This is a genomic window from Rhodococcus sp. OAS809 (assembly GCF_040546695.1).
In the GTDB taxonomy this organism is placed as follows: Bacteria; Actinomycetota; Actinomycetes; order Mycobacteriales; family Mycobacteriaceae; genus Rhodococcus_F; species Rhodococcus_F qingshengii.
In genome coordinates this window covers 2806129-2820376 of sequence record NZ_JBEPOI010000002.1, presented here as the reverse complement: position 1 = coordinate 2820376, position 14248 = coordinate 2806129, and the positions used below count along the sequence as shown (strand labels likewise).

At 63.1% G+C, this 14248-nt stretch carries 12 protein-coding genes; 4 read left to right on the top strand and 8 right to left on the bottom strand.

Translation table 11 applies throughout. From position 1 onward, the window contains the following. Positions 1-31 precede the first annotated feature (31 nt). Both ABIE52_RS16250 and ABIE52_RS16245 read right to left on the bottom strand, forming a co-directional pair. On the bottom strand, positions 32-895 hold the full coding sequence (locus tag ABIE52_RS16250; RefSeq protein ID WP_007734551.1) for a MaoC/PaaZ C-terminal domain-containing protein: 864 nt from the start codon (positions 893-895) through the stop codon (positions 32-34). Further along, on the bottom strand, positions 895-2241 hold the full coding sequence (locus ABIE52_RS16245) for a 3-oxoacyl-ACP reductase (protein WP_003945596.1): 1347 nt from the start codon (positions 2239-2241) through the stop codon (positions 895-897). The genes ABIE52_RS16250 and ABIE52_RS16245 overlap by 1 nt, the downstream gene beginning before the upstream one ends. 130 nt (positions 2242-2371) lie before the next feature. Here ABIE52_RS16245 and ABIE52_RS16240 point away from each other — a divergent pair, with 130 nt between their 5' ends. Then, positions 2372-3727: an acetyl-CoA C-acetyltransferase gene (locus tag ABIE52_RS16240; protein ID WP_003945465.1), complete on the top strand. Its 1356-nt coding sequence runs from the start codon at positions 2372-2374 to the stop codon at positions 3725-3727. A gap of 294 nt (positions 3728-4021) precedes the next feature. Beyond that, positions 4022-6244 (top strand): VanW family protein, encoded by a 2223-nt coding sequence (locus ABIE52_RS16235; protein WP_192712001.1) that lies wholly within the window; start codon positions 4022-4024, stop codon positions 6242-6244. Positions 6245-6248: 4 nt separating this feature from the next. Here the strand turns inward: ABIE52_RS16235 and ABIE52_RS16230 are convergent, their stop codons facing one another. The 3 genes from ABIE52_RS16230 to ABIE52_RS16220 all read right to left on the bottom strand — a co-directional run bounded on the left by ABIE52_RS16230 (position 6249) and on the right by ABIE52_RS16220 (position 8048). Then, positions 6249-7232 (bottom strand): LLM class F420-dependent oxidoreductase, encoded by a 984-nt coding sequence (locus tag ABIE52_RS16230; protein ID WP_007734562.1) that lies wholly within the window; start codon positions 7230-7232, stop codon positions 6249-6251. An 85-nt stretch (positions 7233-7317) separates the two neighbouring features. Beyond that, complete coding sequence (locus ABIE52_RS16225) at positions 7318-7806, bottom strand: hypothetical protein (RefSeq protein WP_192712002.1); 489 nt, start codon at positions 7804-7806, stop codon at positions 7318-7320. Next, a complete protein-coding gene (locus ABIE52_RS16220; protein WP_007734566.1) occupies positions 7803-8048 on the bottom strand; it encodes a helix-turn-helix transcriptional regulator in 246 nt (81 codons plus the stop codon). Before ABIE52_RS16220 ends, ABIE52_RS16225 begins: the two co-directional genes overlap by 4 nt. A gap of 65 nt (positions 8049-8113) precedes the next feature. Here ABIE52_RS16220 and ABIE52_RS16215 point away from each other — a divergent pair, with 65 nt between their 5' ends. Continuing rightward, positions 8114-8686: a nucleotidyltransferase family protein gene (locus ABIE52_RS16215; protein ID WP_042452576.1), complete on the top strand. Its 573-nt coding sequence runs from the start codon at positions 8114-8116 to the stop codon at positions 8684-8686. A 2-nt stretch (positions 8687-8688) separates the two neighbouring features. On the opposite strand, the gene ABIE52_RS16210 is transcribed toward ABIE52_RS16215, so the two are convergent. Together ABIE52_RS16210 and ABIE52_RS16205 are read right to left on the bottom strand one after the other, a co-directional pair. After that, positions 8689-10701, bottom strand: coding sequence for a YhgE/Pip domain-containing protein (locus tag ABIE52_RS16210; RefSeq protein WP_047269555.1), 2013 nt, complete (start codon positions 10699-10701; stop codon positions 8689-8691). A gap of 5 nt (positions 10702-10706) precedes the next feature. Then, positions 10707-11429, bottom strand: coding sequence for an ATP-binding cassette domain-containing protein (locus tag ABIE52_RS16205; protein ID WP_007734574.1), 723 nt, complete (start codon positions 11427-11429; stop codon positions 10707-10709). A gap of 179 nt (positions 11430-11608) precedes the next feature. Between ABIE52_RS16205 and ABIE52_RS16200 the strand changes: the two genes are divergently transcribed. Continuing rightward, positions 11609-12241, top strand: coding sequence for a hypothetical protein (locus ABIE52_RS16200; RefSeq protein ID WP_230359540.1), 633 nt, complete (start codon positions 11609-11611; stop codon positions 12239-12241). Between the two features lie 85 nt (positions 12242-12326). On the opposite strand, the gene ABIE52_RS16195 is transcribed toward ABIE52_RS16200, so the two are convergent. After that, positions 12327-14162 (bottom strand): acyl-CoA dehydrogenase, encoded by a 1836-nt coding sequence (locus ABIE52_RS16195; protein ID WP_007734578.1) that lies wholly within the window; start codon positions 14160-14162, stop codon positions 12327-12329. Positions 14163-14248 lie beyond the last annotated feature (86 nt).

Below are 14248 nucleotides of genomic sequence, written 5' to 3'. Positions count from 1 at the left end.
TGGGGCGGGTGGGAACCCGACAAAACTCAGGTCAGCGCAGCGTCGCAGTGACGTGCGGGTAACCCTTCTTCGGGTGGCGCAGTGACAGATCCCAGCCGTCGTCGGTGCGATCAGCGTAGGCATTCAGCGTCGCCGGTAGCAGAATCGGCTTGCCGAAACGCACGCTGTAGGTGACCTTGTCCGCGACGGACCCCTCGACAGTCCGCAGAACTGCCGCGGCACTCCACATTCCGTGAGCAATGGTCTTCGGGAAACCGAAAGCCTTCGCGCCCAGAGACGAGACGTGAATCGGATTGCGGTCGCCGGAGACAGCGGCGTACTTGCTGATCGTGGTCTGGTCGACGCGGATGGTGCTCATCGGCATCGGCGGGACCTCGTCAGCCTTGGGCTCCGGACCGGGCTGGCCGGACAGGGAGGTCTTCTGCTGGTTCAGGAAGCTCGAGGTCTGTCGCCAGACCAGTTCCCGTCCCACCCGAATTTCGGTGATCACGTCGATCAGCAGGCCCTTGCGGTGCTCACGCAGGTTCTCGGCATGCACCGAGAGGTCAAGCGGTTCGCTGACGGAGATGGGCCGCAGTGATTCGATGACGTTCTCGGCGTGAACGGAGCCGACGGCGGCGAAGGGGAAGTCCTTCGACACCATCAGCTTCATCACGGTCGGGAAGGCCAAGGTGAAGGGGTACGTGATCGGCAGAGTGTCGCCGAACCGCAGTCCGGTCACGCGGCAGTACGCCGCCAGATTGTCGGTGTCGACCTTCAGTCCGGTGAGGGTGAAGGTCTGCTGTGGCACCGAGCGCGAGTTGGACTTGTTCCACGGCAACAATCCCAGTACCGCGCGGGAGTAGATGTCGAGGGTCTTCGGCTGCTCGGTGAGCGCGACGGTCTTTGTTGCCATCATGCGCCCAGGAGGCTCTGGCCGCAGACGCGAACGACCTGTCCCGTAACGGCATTGGAGGCCGGGCTGGCGAAGTATGCGACGGTCTCGGCGACGTCGACGGTCTCGCCGCCCTGCAGGAGCGAGCTCATGCGGCGGCCGGCTTCGCGGGTGGCGAAGGGGATGGCTGCGGTCATGGCGGTCTCGATGAAGCCCGGTGCGACGGCGTTGATGGTGATGTTCTTCTTCGCCAGGACGGGAGCTTCGGCGTGTACGAGACCGATGACGCCGGCCTTGGAGGTGCCGTAGTTGGTCTGGCCGCGGTTGCCCGCGATACCGGCGATGGAGGAGACGTCGACGACGCGGCCGCCTTCCTTGAGGGCGCCCTTCTCGACGAGGTGCTCGGTGATCTTCTGCGGTGCAAGAAGATTGACGTTCATGACCATGTTCCAACGGCCCTCGTCCATGTTGGCGAGGGTCTTGTCGCGGGTGATGCCGGCGTTGTGGACGATGATGTCCGCTCCGCCGTGACGCTCGAGGAGGTGAGCTGCGAGGACCTCGGCTGCGTCGGCTGCCGTGACGTCGAGGGCGAGGGACGTGCCGCCGACCTTGTTCGCGGTCTCGGACAGCGCTTCGCCGGCGGCCGGGATGTCAGCGCAGACGACGTGCGCACCGTCGCGGGCCAGGACCTCGGCGATGGTGGCGCCGATACCGCGGGCTGCGCCGGTGACGACGGCAACCTTGCCTTCGAGCGGCTTGTCCCAGCTTGCGGGCGCGACGGAATCTTCAGCGCCGACGACGATGACCTGGCCGTCGACGAAGGCGGACTTTGCCGAAAGGAGAAAGCGCAGAGTCGATTCCACGCCGGAGAGTCCGGTGGATGCCTTGGGGGAGACGTAGACCAGCTGAGCGGTGGAGCCGCGCTTGATCTCCTTGCCGACGCTGCGGGTGAAGCCTTCCAGAGCGCGCTGCGCGACATGCTCGTCGACGCTCGACGTTTCTTCCGGCGTCGTGCCGAGAACGACGACGCGAGCCGACGGTGCGAGGTTGCGGATTACGGGCTGGAAGAACTCGAACAGCTGCTCGAGCTCGCTGACCTGAGTGATTCCGGTGGCGTCGAACACGAGTCCACCGAAGCTGCTGTCGTGTGCCTGAGCCGCCGGGTAGTCGGAGAGCAGTACGCGAAGTGGTTCTGCGAGTCGACCCTTGCCGCCGATGAGGACAGGTCCGGCGAGTGCGGGTTCCCCTGCTTTGTAGCGACGCAGGTTCTCGGGCCTGGGCAGGCCGGCCTTCGACGCGATGAATGCGCCGGGGGCGGACGAGAGGAACTGTGAATAGAGGTCGGGAGCTCCCTTGCTGGCTGCCACGGTCCTACCTTCTGTTGTGTTTCGGGTTGTCTCTCACCGGGCAATCGAAAGAATGCGGCGATAGACAAGTAACTTACTACTGAGTAAGAATAGTCTTCAACAGGTAATCGCACCATCCTTGGAGACGCAAGTGACAAGCAAAGCCCGTTCAAATGCAAAGCCCGCCGCACCGCGCACTGCACCGGCCGCAGCCGCTGCAAATTCTGCAGGTCAGCGCCGTCCGGTTGCGATCGTCGGCGGAAATCGCATTCCGTTCGCACGCTCGGACAAGGCGTACGCACAGGCGTCCAACCAGGACATGTTCACTGCGACGCTCGACGGTCTGGTGAGCCGATTCAATCTGCAGGGCGAGAAGCTCGGCATGGTCGTCGGCGGTGCGGTGCTCAAGCACAGCCGTGATTTCAATCTCATTCGCGAGTCCGTTCTCGGCAGCGCGCTGAGCCCGTACACGTCGGCGTACGACCTTCAGCAGGCGTGTGGCACGGGACTGCAGTCGATCATCGCCGTCGGCGACGCCATTTCGGCCGGCCGCATCGATTCGGGCATCGGCGGCGGCACGGACACCACGTCCGACGCCCCGATCGGCGTCAACGATCAGGCGCGCGAGTTCCTGCTCTCCCTCAATCGCGCGAAGTCCACGGGCGACCGCATCAAGCTGCTCGGCAACGTCCGTGCGGGCATGCTCGGCCTGGAAATTCCGCGCAACGGCGAGCCTCGCACCGGCAAGTCGATGGGTGACCACGCTGCGATCACCGCCAAGGAATTCGGCATCAAGCGTGAGGACCAGGACGAACTTGCCGCTGCCAGCCACAAGAACATGGCAGCTGCCTACGACCGCGGTTTCTTCGACGACCTCGTCACCCCGTTCCTCGGCCTGACCCGCGACGACAACCTCCGTCCCGGTTCGACCGTCGAGAAGCTGTCGACGCTCAAGCCCGTCTTCGGTACCAAGCTCGGCGACGCGACGATGACGGCAGGCAACTCGACGCCGCTCACCGACGGCGCTTCTGCAGTGCTCCTCTCCACCGACGAGTGGGCAGCCGAGCGCAATCTTCCGGTTCTGGCGCACCTCGTCGATTCCGAAACCGCTGCCGTCGACTACGTCCACGGCAAAGACGGGTTGCTCATGGCTCCTACGTACGCGATCCCGCGTTTGCTGGCCCGCAACGGTCTGACCTTGCAGGACTTCGATTACTACGAGATCCACGAAGCCTTCGCTTCGGTGGTTCTGGCAACCCTGCAGGCCTTCGAGTCGGACGAGTACTGCAAGGAACGCCTCGGCCTCGACGGCGCATTGGGATCGATCGACCGAAGCAAGCTCAATGTCAACGGATCGTCCTTGGCTGCAGGTCACCCGTTCGCGGCAACCGGCGGACGTATTGTGGCTTCCCTCGCAAAGATGCTCGCGGAGAAGGGTTCGGGCCGCGGCCTGATCTCGATCTGTGCGGCCGGTGGCCAGGGTGTCACGGCGATCATCGAGCGGTAACCGCTCCACAATCTCCCCATGCGACTGAAAACTGCGCTCACCTGCAGTGATCGTCGCGAGGGGATGCGTAATCGGGGATCCGGCCACGAGGGGTGGCCGGATCCCCGAACTCTTTGCAAACTTTTTCGCGCAGGCGTGTAACGCTGCAGAATAGCTACCGATATTCATGACAGCCCCGTGTTGCTGCCTGACCCCCGACCTGGCAGCAGCGCGGGGCTCTCGTATGTCCGGATATCCTGTATTGAGTTGTCGGTGAGCGCCGCAGCGACGGTTGATGCAGCGAGGAGCCAACAGGTGAGTGACGAAGAGGGTCCGTCCGTCGAGAAGACGAACAGCGAGGACTCGTCCCTCCCGGAACAGGAACTCGAGTCGGTCGAGGAACCTCAGGCGGTCGAAGAGACCGAGTCGGTCGAGGAAACCCAGTCGGTCGAGGAACCCAAGGCCACTGAGGACACCGAGGCCGTTGTCGAGGCTGAATCAGTAGAACCTGAACCAGCCGAAGCACCAAGGCCTGTCGACGAAGAAGCAAGCGATTCCACGGAAGCGACAGTCGACGAATCGGCAAACGAGGTCACCACCGTCATCCCTGTCGTCCCAGCGGAGGACGCACCGCCGACGGAAGTGGTCGACTCGGCTCCGGCGACAGAAGCCATCGACGAGCAGACAGAGCAGTTCGAGCCCCCGGCAGTGGTGGTTCCCCCGAAGCCGCCGCGTCCCGAGTTCGTGCAGCAGTACGACACCCAGCAACTCGAACCCATCCAGCAGCAGTACGAGCCTGTTGTCCGAGAACCAGAGGTAGTTGCACCCCCGGCGCCGCAACAACCGGTGGCGCCCGCTTCGCAGTCTTCCCGCAAGTGGGTCAAACCGGCGATAGCAGTCGGCGCCATCTTTGCCGTCGCAGCGATTGCCTACGGAGTGGACATCTTCACCTCGTCCGGGAAGACACCACGCGGCACTCAGGTCGCCGGGGTGGACATCGGTGATCTCACGCCCGCCGACGCGGAGGCCACGCTGCGCGCCCAACTCGGCCCGAGGCTCGTCGAACCGGTAGCGGTACATGCAGGCGGCGTCGACTCCGAGATCGTTCCCTCGTCTGCGGGTGTGGACGTCGACTGGTCGGCGACGCTGTCGGGCGTGAACGCTCAGCCCATCAACCCGATCACCCGCATCACGTCGTTCTTCGGCTCCCGCGAGGTGCCCGTGGTGTCGGCAATCGACCAGGGTGCGTTGGATGCGTCGATGGCGCAGCTCGCGGCGAACAGCGATCGTGCGCCCGTCGAAGGTGCAGTCGTGTTCGAGAACGGGAAGGCGACTGGTGTTTCGCCCGCTGCCGGTCAGGCGCTCGAAACGCAGCAGGCGGGTTCGACCTTCGCCGCTGAATGGTCCGATGGTGGCGTCGTCGATCTTCCGGTCGACGAGGTTCCGGTGACGGTCACTCAGGCCGGTGTCGATCGTGCGCTGCAGGAGATCGCTATTCCAGCTGTCTCGGGTGACGTCGTGGTCAACGGCCGTGACGGCAAGGTCGCGACACTCGGCGTCGATCAGATCGGCGAGGTTCTGACCTTCACGCCCGACGGCTCGGGTGGGCTGACTCCGCAGTACAACACGGATGCTGCGATCAAGATTCTGACTCCGCAGTTGGCGTCGACGGAAGTACAACCCAAGGACGCGTCGTTCACCTTCGCCGGTGGCAAACCGTCGGTTGTGCCCGGTGTCGTCGGTGATCTGATCAACTGGCCGGACACGGTCAAGGAACTTCCGGTTCTGTTGGGCAGCACGGCTTCTCGGGCAACGCCCGCCGTGTACGGACCGGTCCCGCCGGCATTGACCACCGAAGCCGCGGAGGCACTCGGCATCAACGAGGTGATCGGCGAATTCACTACCGGTGGTTTCGAATACGCGTCTGGTGTGAACATCGGCCTGGCCGCGTCGGAGATCGACGGGGCCGTGATCAAGCCCGGTGACACGTTCTCGCTCAACGAGTACACGGGCCCGCGCGGTGCGGCGCAGGGATACATCGAGTCGGGGATCATCAACAACGGTCGCCCGGACAAGGCTGTCGGCGGCGGTATCAGCCAGCTCGCGACGACGCTCTACAACGCGACGTATTTCGCAGGTATGGAGGACGTCGCGCACACCGAGCACAGTTACTACATCTCGCGGTACCCCGAGGCTCGTGAGGCGACCATCTTCGATGGTGCGATCGACCTGCAGTTCCGTAATCCGGCGAAGACCGGCGTGATGATCGAGACGATTGCGACGTCGTCGAACATCACCGTTCGGATCTGGGGAACCAAAACTGTCGATGTCACGTCGACGACCGGCCCGCGGACGTCGCCGACGTCGCCGAACACCGTGACCTTGCCGGAGGGGCCTGGCTGTGTGGCTTCGAGCGGTGCGCCCGGGTTCACGGTCAGCGACACTCGCGTGATCACCGACCACGCGAGTGGCGCCGAGATTTCCTCGAACACCCGAACCGTCAAGTACGACCCGGTGCCGATCGTGAAGTGCGAGTAGGGAACTACTTGCCGACGAGTGGGCCGAGGGTGCGGCCCGCGAGGTCGACGATGCCTGGCTCTTCGCCGTTGGTGATCAGGTTGATCACGACGCCGTCGATGCCGTGGTCGAGGATGCGCGTCTGAACCTGCTCGGCGACGTCGTCCGGGCTGCCGACGAAATGGCGTTCGGTGGCCTTGGCGACCACGTCTTCCGGCGCCGTGGTGATGTCGAGGCCACGCTCCGCGAGAAACGTTCGCTGATGGGCGCGAGCCTTGTCGCCGTCCTCGTCGATCATCATGAACGTGAGGAAGCTGGTCTCGAGGGTTGCGGGATCGCGACCGGCTTCGTCGCAGCGTGCCGCAAGTGCTTCCATCTTGCGCGGCAGTTCCGACGGGTCGCAGATGATGTTGAGGTGATCCGCGAAGCGAGCGGCGAGGCCGAACGTCTTTTTCTCACCGCCACCGCCGAGCAGGATCGGCAGGTCGTCGCGGACGCGAGGCTCGTTGATGGCGTCCTTGACGTGGTACCACTTGCCGTCGAAGGTGGGGCGATCACCGCGGAGCATCGGCGCGATGATCTGCAGTGCTTCGTCGAGTTTCTGGAAGCGCTCGGTGAACGTTCCGAACTCGTATCCGAACGAATTGTGTTCGAGTTCGAACCAACCGGCGCCGATGCCCAGGATGGCCCGACCGCCGCTCACCACGTCGAGGGTGGTGACGGTCTTGGCGAGCATGGGCGGATTGCGGTAGGTGTTTCCCGTGACCAGTGCAGACAACTGGATGGTCTCGGTGGCCGTCGCCAGCGCGGAGAGCGCCGAGTAGGCCTCGAGCATCGGGGCGTCCGGCGCTCCGATTCCGGGGAGTTGGTAGAAGTGATCCATCACGAATGCAGTGTCGAAGCCTGCGGCTTCGGCTTCGCGGGCCTGCGCTATGACGGTGGGGAAGAGGTCCTTGACCGGACCGCCGTAGCTGAAGTTGGGCATCTGGTATCCGAGGCGAGTGCTCACCGTTTCGACGTTACTCGCGATCGGTTGACCTGGCACGATTTTACCAACTCTATGGATTCCGTTGTGCTGGGCAGACTTCCGGAAGTCAGAGAAGTTCTTCGGCCGCGTCGCGTCGCTTGGCGCGCTGCTGGTGAAGCTTGACTGCCGCGATTGCGATGCCGCCACCGACAATTCCGCCGACGAGAGCGCCGACCCAGGTAGACGATTCTTCGTAGGAATCGAATTTGAGACGCGCCATGATGCCGACTGCGGCGACGAGGTACAGCGCGATGCCGATCACGACCCGGGGGCGGTTGTAGTTGGACAATACGTAGACATCGACGTCGCACCGAAGTGCATAGATGATCGTGATCAACGAGCCGAACAACGCAACGATCAGCAGGGCGAGCGAGATCCACGCCCCTGTTCGGCCGGCGACCCAGGGCAGAATCGCCGAGCTGACGAATATTGCCCAGAAGACACTCTGGAGTCCCACCGCCGAGGCTTCGTTCCAGACGTCGCGCTGACGCTCGTCCTTGTAGAAGTCGTCGTCCAGATCTCCGACGAACCGCATTGCCTTCATCATGGTGCTCATGCCGTCTCCTCTGGAATTTCTGTGGTGAGTTCCGATTCGGGTAAGGGGAAGAGCGCTTCGACGGTGGTCCCCAGCGCCAGGGCCAGGCGAAGTGCCAGGTAGACACTCGGTGCATAGTCACCGCGTTCGACGGAGACGATGCTCTGTCTGCTCACCTGACCTGCCGTGGCCAGTTGCGCCTGGGTGAGGCCGGCGAGGCGTCGGTGCTCCCGCACGTTGTTGTCGCCGGCCTTTCCAGTCATGCAAAAAGTAAAGAATACTTGTCACTAGATGTCAAGTTTGCTTGTCATATGAGAGGCTGAAGAGCATGCGTGAACGATTTCTCGAGATCGCCTTGGCCAATCCGGTGGTCGCAACGATCGTGGATCGTGCGCCGAAGCTGGGATTGCCGGAGTGGTACCTGACGGCGGGTGGGCTCTTCCAAACCGTCTGGAATCACATCGACGGCCGTGATCTCGGCGCCGGAATCAAGGACTACGACCTGTTCTACTTCGACGCCGGCGATCTGAGCTACGACGCGGAGGACCGTGTGATTCGTTCGGCGGCAGAACTGTTCGCCGATGTGGATGCCGATGTCGAAGTACGCAACGAAGCCCGCGTGCACCTGTGGTACGAGCAGCATTTCGGGATTCCCGGCGTTCCGTTCACCAGTTGCCGCGACGCTGTCGACCACTTCGCTTCCACAACTTGCTGTTTCGGGATCACCAAGGGATCGGATGGGACCTTGGACGTGTATGCCCCGCATGGATACGACGATCTTTTCGACATGATCGTCCGCCCCAACCCGGTGCTGGCGCCGCGAGAGGTTTACGAGGCCAAGGCGGCACGGTGGCGCAGGGAATGGCCTGCACTGACCGTGGAGCCTTGGCCTGAGACCTAAACCTAGACCTCGATCGGCGGATGCAACCTGTCCATGGTCCATTGCCGATTTCGGCGTGCAGCAAGTGAACTGGCGCCGAGTGAGGCGACGAGAAGGCCGCCGAGGACGGCGATCGAGACCCACAGTCTCGAGTCGATACCGCCGACGGTGAGTTGTCGTAGCCCGTTCACCGCGTAGGTCATCGGGTCGAACGGGTGGATGATCTGGAACGGTTTCGCGGTGGTTTCGACGGGATAGATGCCGCCGGCCGAAACCAGTTGCAGCATCAGGAACGCCAGGGTGATGACGCGTCCGACGGAGACTCCGAAGATGGCGTTGAATGCCTGGATCAACGCCATGTAGGTGGCGGTGATGAGCATCAGGAACCCGACGGTACCGAGGGCATGCGTGGGGTGCAGACCGACGGCGAAGTGCACGACCAGGTACATCACGATCACCTGGCAGATGCCGATGAGCAATGCCGGCCAGTACGAGGCGAGGACCACTCGCAGCGCGCCGAGTCCGTTTGCGATGGGCCGGTTCTGGAGCGGCTTGAGCAGCATCCAGGTGATGATGCCGCCCACGAACAGCGCGAGGGGCAGGAAGAACGGAGCAAAACCGGTACCGAACGTGCTTGCCCGGTTCTCGTACGTCTCCTGTAGTTCGACCGGGCTGGAGAGGGTTTGAGCGGTTGCGGTTCGCTGCTGATCGCTCCAACTGGGGACCTGACCGGCGCCCTCGGTGAGTTTGGTCGCGAGTTCGGCAGACCCGGCACGGAGTTGCTCGGTGCCGTCTGCGAGTTTGGCTGCACCATCGGAGAGTTGAACGCTTCCGTCGGTGAGTTGAACCAGTCCACTACTGAGGGTTTGAGCGCCGTCGTTGACTTGCTGACCGCCGTCACGCAGCTGTACCAGGCCGTTGCGGAGTTCACCACCGCCGTTGGCCGCGGCGCTGAGCCCGGCTCGGAAGGTGCTCGACGGATCGTCGAGTTGGTAGGCGAGTTGTTGTGCACCGCTCTTGAGTTCGCCCAGTTGGCCCATGGTCGCTTCACCGAAACCCTGAGTGCGCAGTATGTCCTGGGCAGGCGCGAGGGCATTGGCGATCTGTTGGCTGACGGGATCCGGGTTAAGTCGAAGGCTGGCCACTGCCTGCCCGACCAGCTGTGCGACGTCTGCTTGTGTGTTCCCGAGGACACTCAGTTGGTCGACGACCTGGGTGACGCCACCACTGAGTTGGCTTGCGCCGTCGCCAAGTTGGACGGCTCCGAGATCGAGCTGCCCCAGACCGTCGGTCAGTGCGAGGACGCCGTCCGTGGCGGTGTTGATGCCAGTCGAGAGTTGCGCTGTACCGCCGGCAAGAGTGGCTGCACCGTCACGTGCGGTAACCATGTTGTCGGCCAGAGTTTTCGAGCCCGACGCCAATTCGCCGGCTCCGGCGTTGGCAGTGTTCACTCCGGCCGAGAGCTGGAGCGCTCCGTCGGCGGCCTGCTTCAAACCAGCACCCGCATCGGTCAATCCGACCAGAACTGTCTCGACGGACTGCGCGCCGATCTTGTCGCTGACCTGACTGAGGACCTGCTGGGCGGCGTTTTGGCCGATGATGGTGCCGAGGTAGTTGTTGACGTCGTTGAAGGTGAACTGCAACTGAGCTTTGTGGGGGTCCTTGGTCGTCGGGGAGGCGACGGCCTCGCTGAAATTCTCAGGCAATGTGAGAGAGAAGTAGTACGTGCCGTCCGAGACTCCCTGAGCGGCTTCCTGCTGCGAGACCAGGTGGAGATCGAGCTCACCGGAATCGAGCAGCGCTTGGCTTACCTCGTCGCCCGCGTTGAGCTCCTGACCCTGCACCATCGCGCCGCGGTCGGTGTTGACCAGCGCGACGGGGACCTTGTTGACCTCACCGAACGGATTCCAGAACGCCCACAGGTACATCGCGCCGTACAGCAGTGGCATCAAGATGATGGTGACGAGTGCGATCCTGGGCATCGCGCCGCGGGAGAACCGCTTGAGTTCGGTTCCGAGAGACATTCCAGCGAGCATCGCGGTTACCTCGCCCCTTCTTGGTCGGGATTGGTGACTTCTTGGAGCAGGGTGACGGCATCGATGGGTGATCCGTCTGGCAGCGGGTTGACGGTCGACGCGATGATGGTCTGGTAGCTCCCCATCTCGACGAGTCGCTCGACGAGGTACGCACGTTCGGAGTCGCGCCGCACTTGTTCGAGATCGTCGACGACAAGCAGGGCCGGCTTTTTCGTGTTCGCGACGGCGATACGCAGCAGGATCGCCTCGAGTTCCCCGAGATCGCTGACGTACCGGCCGAGCGCAGGTAACGGATGATCGCCGAAGACGGGAGCGCACACCGCTTCGAGTTCGCGGTCTCCGGCGCGTCCGATGAGCTTGTACCAGGGCGCATCCCAGCGAATTTGTTCGGTGATCAGATCGCGGACGGTGACGGATTCGGCAAGCTCGTCGATGTCCTCGAACCCGGCGACCCCGGCGATCTCGAAGATCTCGCGGGGACGCGTTCGACCGAAGACGGACAGTGAGCCGGAACTGGCTTTCATTCGTCCGCTGAGTGTCAGAAGTAAGGACGTACGTCCTGAACCGGCCGAGCCTTCGAGGATGGTCACACCGCCCGCACGAATCTCGAGATTGACGGGTCCGAACACCGGCCCCCATGGGCCGTCGAGCGCCAAGTCCGTGGCGGTCAATGCCAGGTCAGGGGCGTAATCGGGTTGTGCGTGCTCTGGTGCGACCACGATGATCACCTGTCTGTTGATCTACTCGGCCTGCGAAAGAACCGAGTGCTGGTTCAGTGGACGTTCGTGCTCACCCAATCACATCGGTAGCGGGCGAGCGGTCCCATGAATGGGATGTGTCGGACACGTTCGACAACTTGAAGACCGAACGGTATGTATTCTGTTGGAAACGGAACGGGGGAGTCGAGGTGCCGGTTCGTAGACGCGGTATGTGTGCGTTACTGGTCATGGCCACCCTGTCGGTTGTCTCCTGTGCCGGTGAGCGCGAGTCGCCCCCGTTCGTGTCGAGCGAGAGGCTTTTCGAGTTCACCGGTCGCAATGTCGGACCCGTGACCGTTCCGCCCTTGCCTTCCGATCGGCACGAGTCCGAAGCAGCGCCGTACGGAGCCATCACCCTGTCCGGTGGGTGGAGCGGCGCAGCCAATGTCTCGCTGCCCGGATCCGTCACGTGTTTCGAGCACAACTGGGCGGATTCGCTGCCCGCCGGTCACCGCCAGTGGGCCTACGAGGTGCACACCAGTTCCTTTTACGAGTACGACGGCGGCGGCGAGTATCCGGGACGTGATTTCCAGTTGCAGGTCTACGTGAACGAAAAACCGGAACCAGGTCAGCACGGGTCGGCGATCATGAAGTTCTCGGATCAGAGCGGACAGTTCGTGTCCTTCGGGGGCGGTGACGACAAGTCCATCGAAATCGTCAGTTCTCCGGACCGCAGGCGCGTGGCGCTTTCCCTGGTGGGAAGGGCGGCACGGCCCGGCGAACAACCGACGACGTCCGTACTGTCCGCACAGATCAGTTGTCCGACCGTCGAGCGCAGATGACCTCGGATTCCATGGACTGCTGAGCATGAAAATGCCGGCCCCGAAACGTTCTCGGGACCGGCACTTTTCATGAATCAGGAACGAATCAGAATGCGGCTTCGTCGATCTCCATGATGTCGTTCTCGGTGTTCGCGATGATCTCGCGTGAAGCGGTGAGCTCGGGCAGGACGTTCTTGGCGAAGAAGGAAGCGATGGCGACCTTGCCCTCGTAGAAGCCCTTGTCCTTGTCGGAAGCGCCGTTGTCGAGTGCTGCGAGAGCGATCTCGGACTGGCGGAGCAGCTGCCAGCCGATGAGCAGGTCGCCGACGGACATCAGGAAGCGGACGGAGCCGAGGCCGACCTTGTACAGCTCGGTGGGCTGCTCCTGAGCTCCCATGAGGAAGCCGGTGAGCGTGGCGGCCATGGCCTGGACGTCTTCGAGTGCGGTGGCGAGCAGTGCGCGCTCCGCCTTCAGACGACCGTTGCCGGCTTCGCTGTCGATGAAGGTCTTGATCTGTCCGGCAACGTGAGCGAGCGCGACGCCGCGGTCACGAGCGATCTTGCGGAAGAAGAAGTCCTGAGCCTGGATGGCCGTCGTGCCTTCGTACAGCGAGTCGATCTTGGAGTCGCGGATGTACTGCTCGATCGGGTAGTCCTGCAGGAAGCCGGAGCCACCGAGGGTCTGCAGGCTGTCCGTCAGGTACTGGTACGCACGCTCGGAGCCGACGCCCTTGACGATCGGGAGCAGCAGGTCGTTGACGCGGAACGCGGTGTCCTTGTCTGCGCCCGAGACGAGCTGGGCGACAACCTCGTCCTGGTGAGCTGCGGTGTAGAGGTACACCGCGCGCAGGCCTTCGGCGTATGCCTTCTGCATTGCCAGGCTACGACGCACGTCGGGGTGGTGCGTGATGGTCACGCGCGGTGCTGCCTTGTTGGTCATCTGGGTCAGGTCTGCGCCCTGCACGCGCTGCTTGGCGTAATCGAGAGCGTTGAGGTAACCGGTGGAGAGGGTGGCGATTGCCTTGGTGCCGACCATCATTCGAGCGTGCTCGATGACGTCGAACATCTGGGCGATGCCGTTGTGGACCTCGCCGACCAGCCAGCCCTGTGCGGGGATGCCGTGGCCGCCGAAGGTGACCTCACATGTGGCGGAGACCTTCAGGCCCATCTTGTGCTCGACGTTGGTGACGAAGACACCGTTACGCTCGCCGAACTCTTCGGTCTCGAAGTTGAAGTGCGTCTTCGGGACGAAGAACAGGCTCAGGCCCTTGGTGCCCGGTCCGGCACCTTCGGGGCGAGCGAGAACGAGGTGGAAGATGTTCTCGAACAGGTCGTCCGAGTCGGCCGAGGTGATGAAGCGCTTGACGCCCTCGATGTGCCAGGAGCCGTCGTCCTGCTTGATCGCCTTGGTGCGTCCGGCACCGACGTCGGAGCCGGCGTCGGGCTCGGTGAGGACCATCGTGGCGCCCCATCCGCGTTCGACGATGGTGGCTGCCCACTTCTTCTGCTCTTCGGTGCCGTTGTTGAACAGCACGTCCGCGAAGGCGGGTCCGGCCTGGTACATGTGCGCTGCAGGCTGTGCGCCCAGGATCAGCTCACCGATGGCCCACACGACGGAGCGGGGAACCGGCACGCCGCCGACCTCTTCGCTCAATCCCATGCGGTACCACTCGGCATCCCACAGAGCCTTGAACGACTTCTTGAAGGATTCCGGAAGTGCAACGGTGTGCGTCTCGGGATCGAAGACAGGGGGGTTGCGGTCCGCATCGGCGAAAGATTCGCCAAGCGGTCCCTCGGCCAGGCGTGCGACCTCTGCCAGCATGTTGCGGACAGTGTCGGCATCCAGGTCGCCCCAAGCGCCTTCGCTCAGTGGCTTCTCCAGTCCGAGAACCTCGAAGAGGTTGAACTCCAGGTCCCGAACGTTGCTCTTGTAATGGCCCATGTCTTCTGCTTCTCCCAGTGAGGTGGTGCGGTCCAGCACTCCTAGTACCGCCCGAAGTTTATTACTCGTCGGTAACTTAATACATG

Excerpts from the sequence above, each read along its gene's own strand:
- ABIE52_RS16215 (WP_042452576.1), top strand. The coding sequence starts at position 8,114 with ATGCGTGAACGATTTCTCGAGATCGCCTTGGCCAATCCGGTGGTCGCA.
- ABIE52_RS16250 (WP_007734551.1), bottom strand. The coding sequence starts at position 895 with ATGGCAACAAAGACCGTCGCGCTCACCGAGCAGCCGAAGACCCTCGAC.
- ABIE52_RS16195 (WP_007734578.1), bottom strand. The coding sequence starts at position 14,162 with ATGGGCCATTACAAGAGCAACGTTCGGGACCTGGAGTTCAACCTCTTC.
- ABIE52_RS16225 (WP_192712002.1), bottom strand. The coding sequence starts at position 7,806 with ATGAGCACCATGATGAAGGCAATGCGGTTCGTCGGAGATCTGGACGAC.
- ABIE52_RS16220 (WP_007734566.1), bottom strand. The coding sequence starts at position 8,048 with ATGACTGGAAAGGCCGGCGACAACAACGTGCGGGAGCACCGACGCCTC.
- ABIE52_RS16210 (WP_047269555.1), bottom strand. The coding sequence starts at position 10,701 with ATGCTCGCTGGAATGTCTCTCGGAACCGAACTCAAGCGGTTCTCCCGC.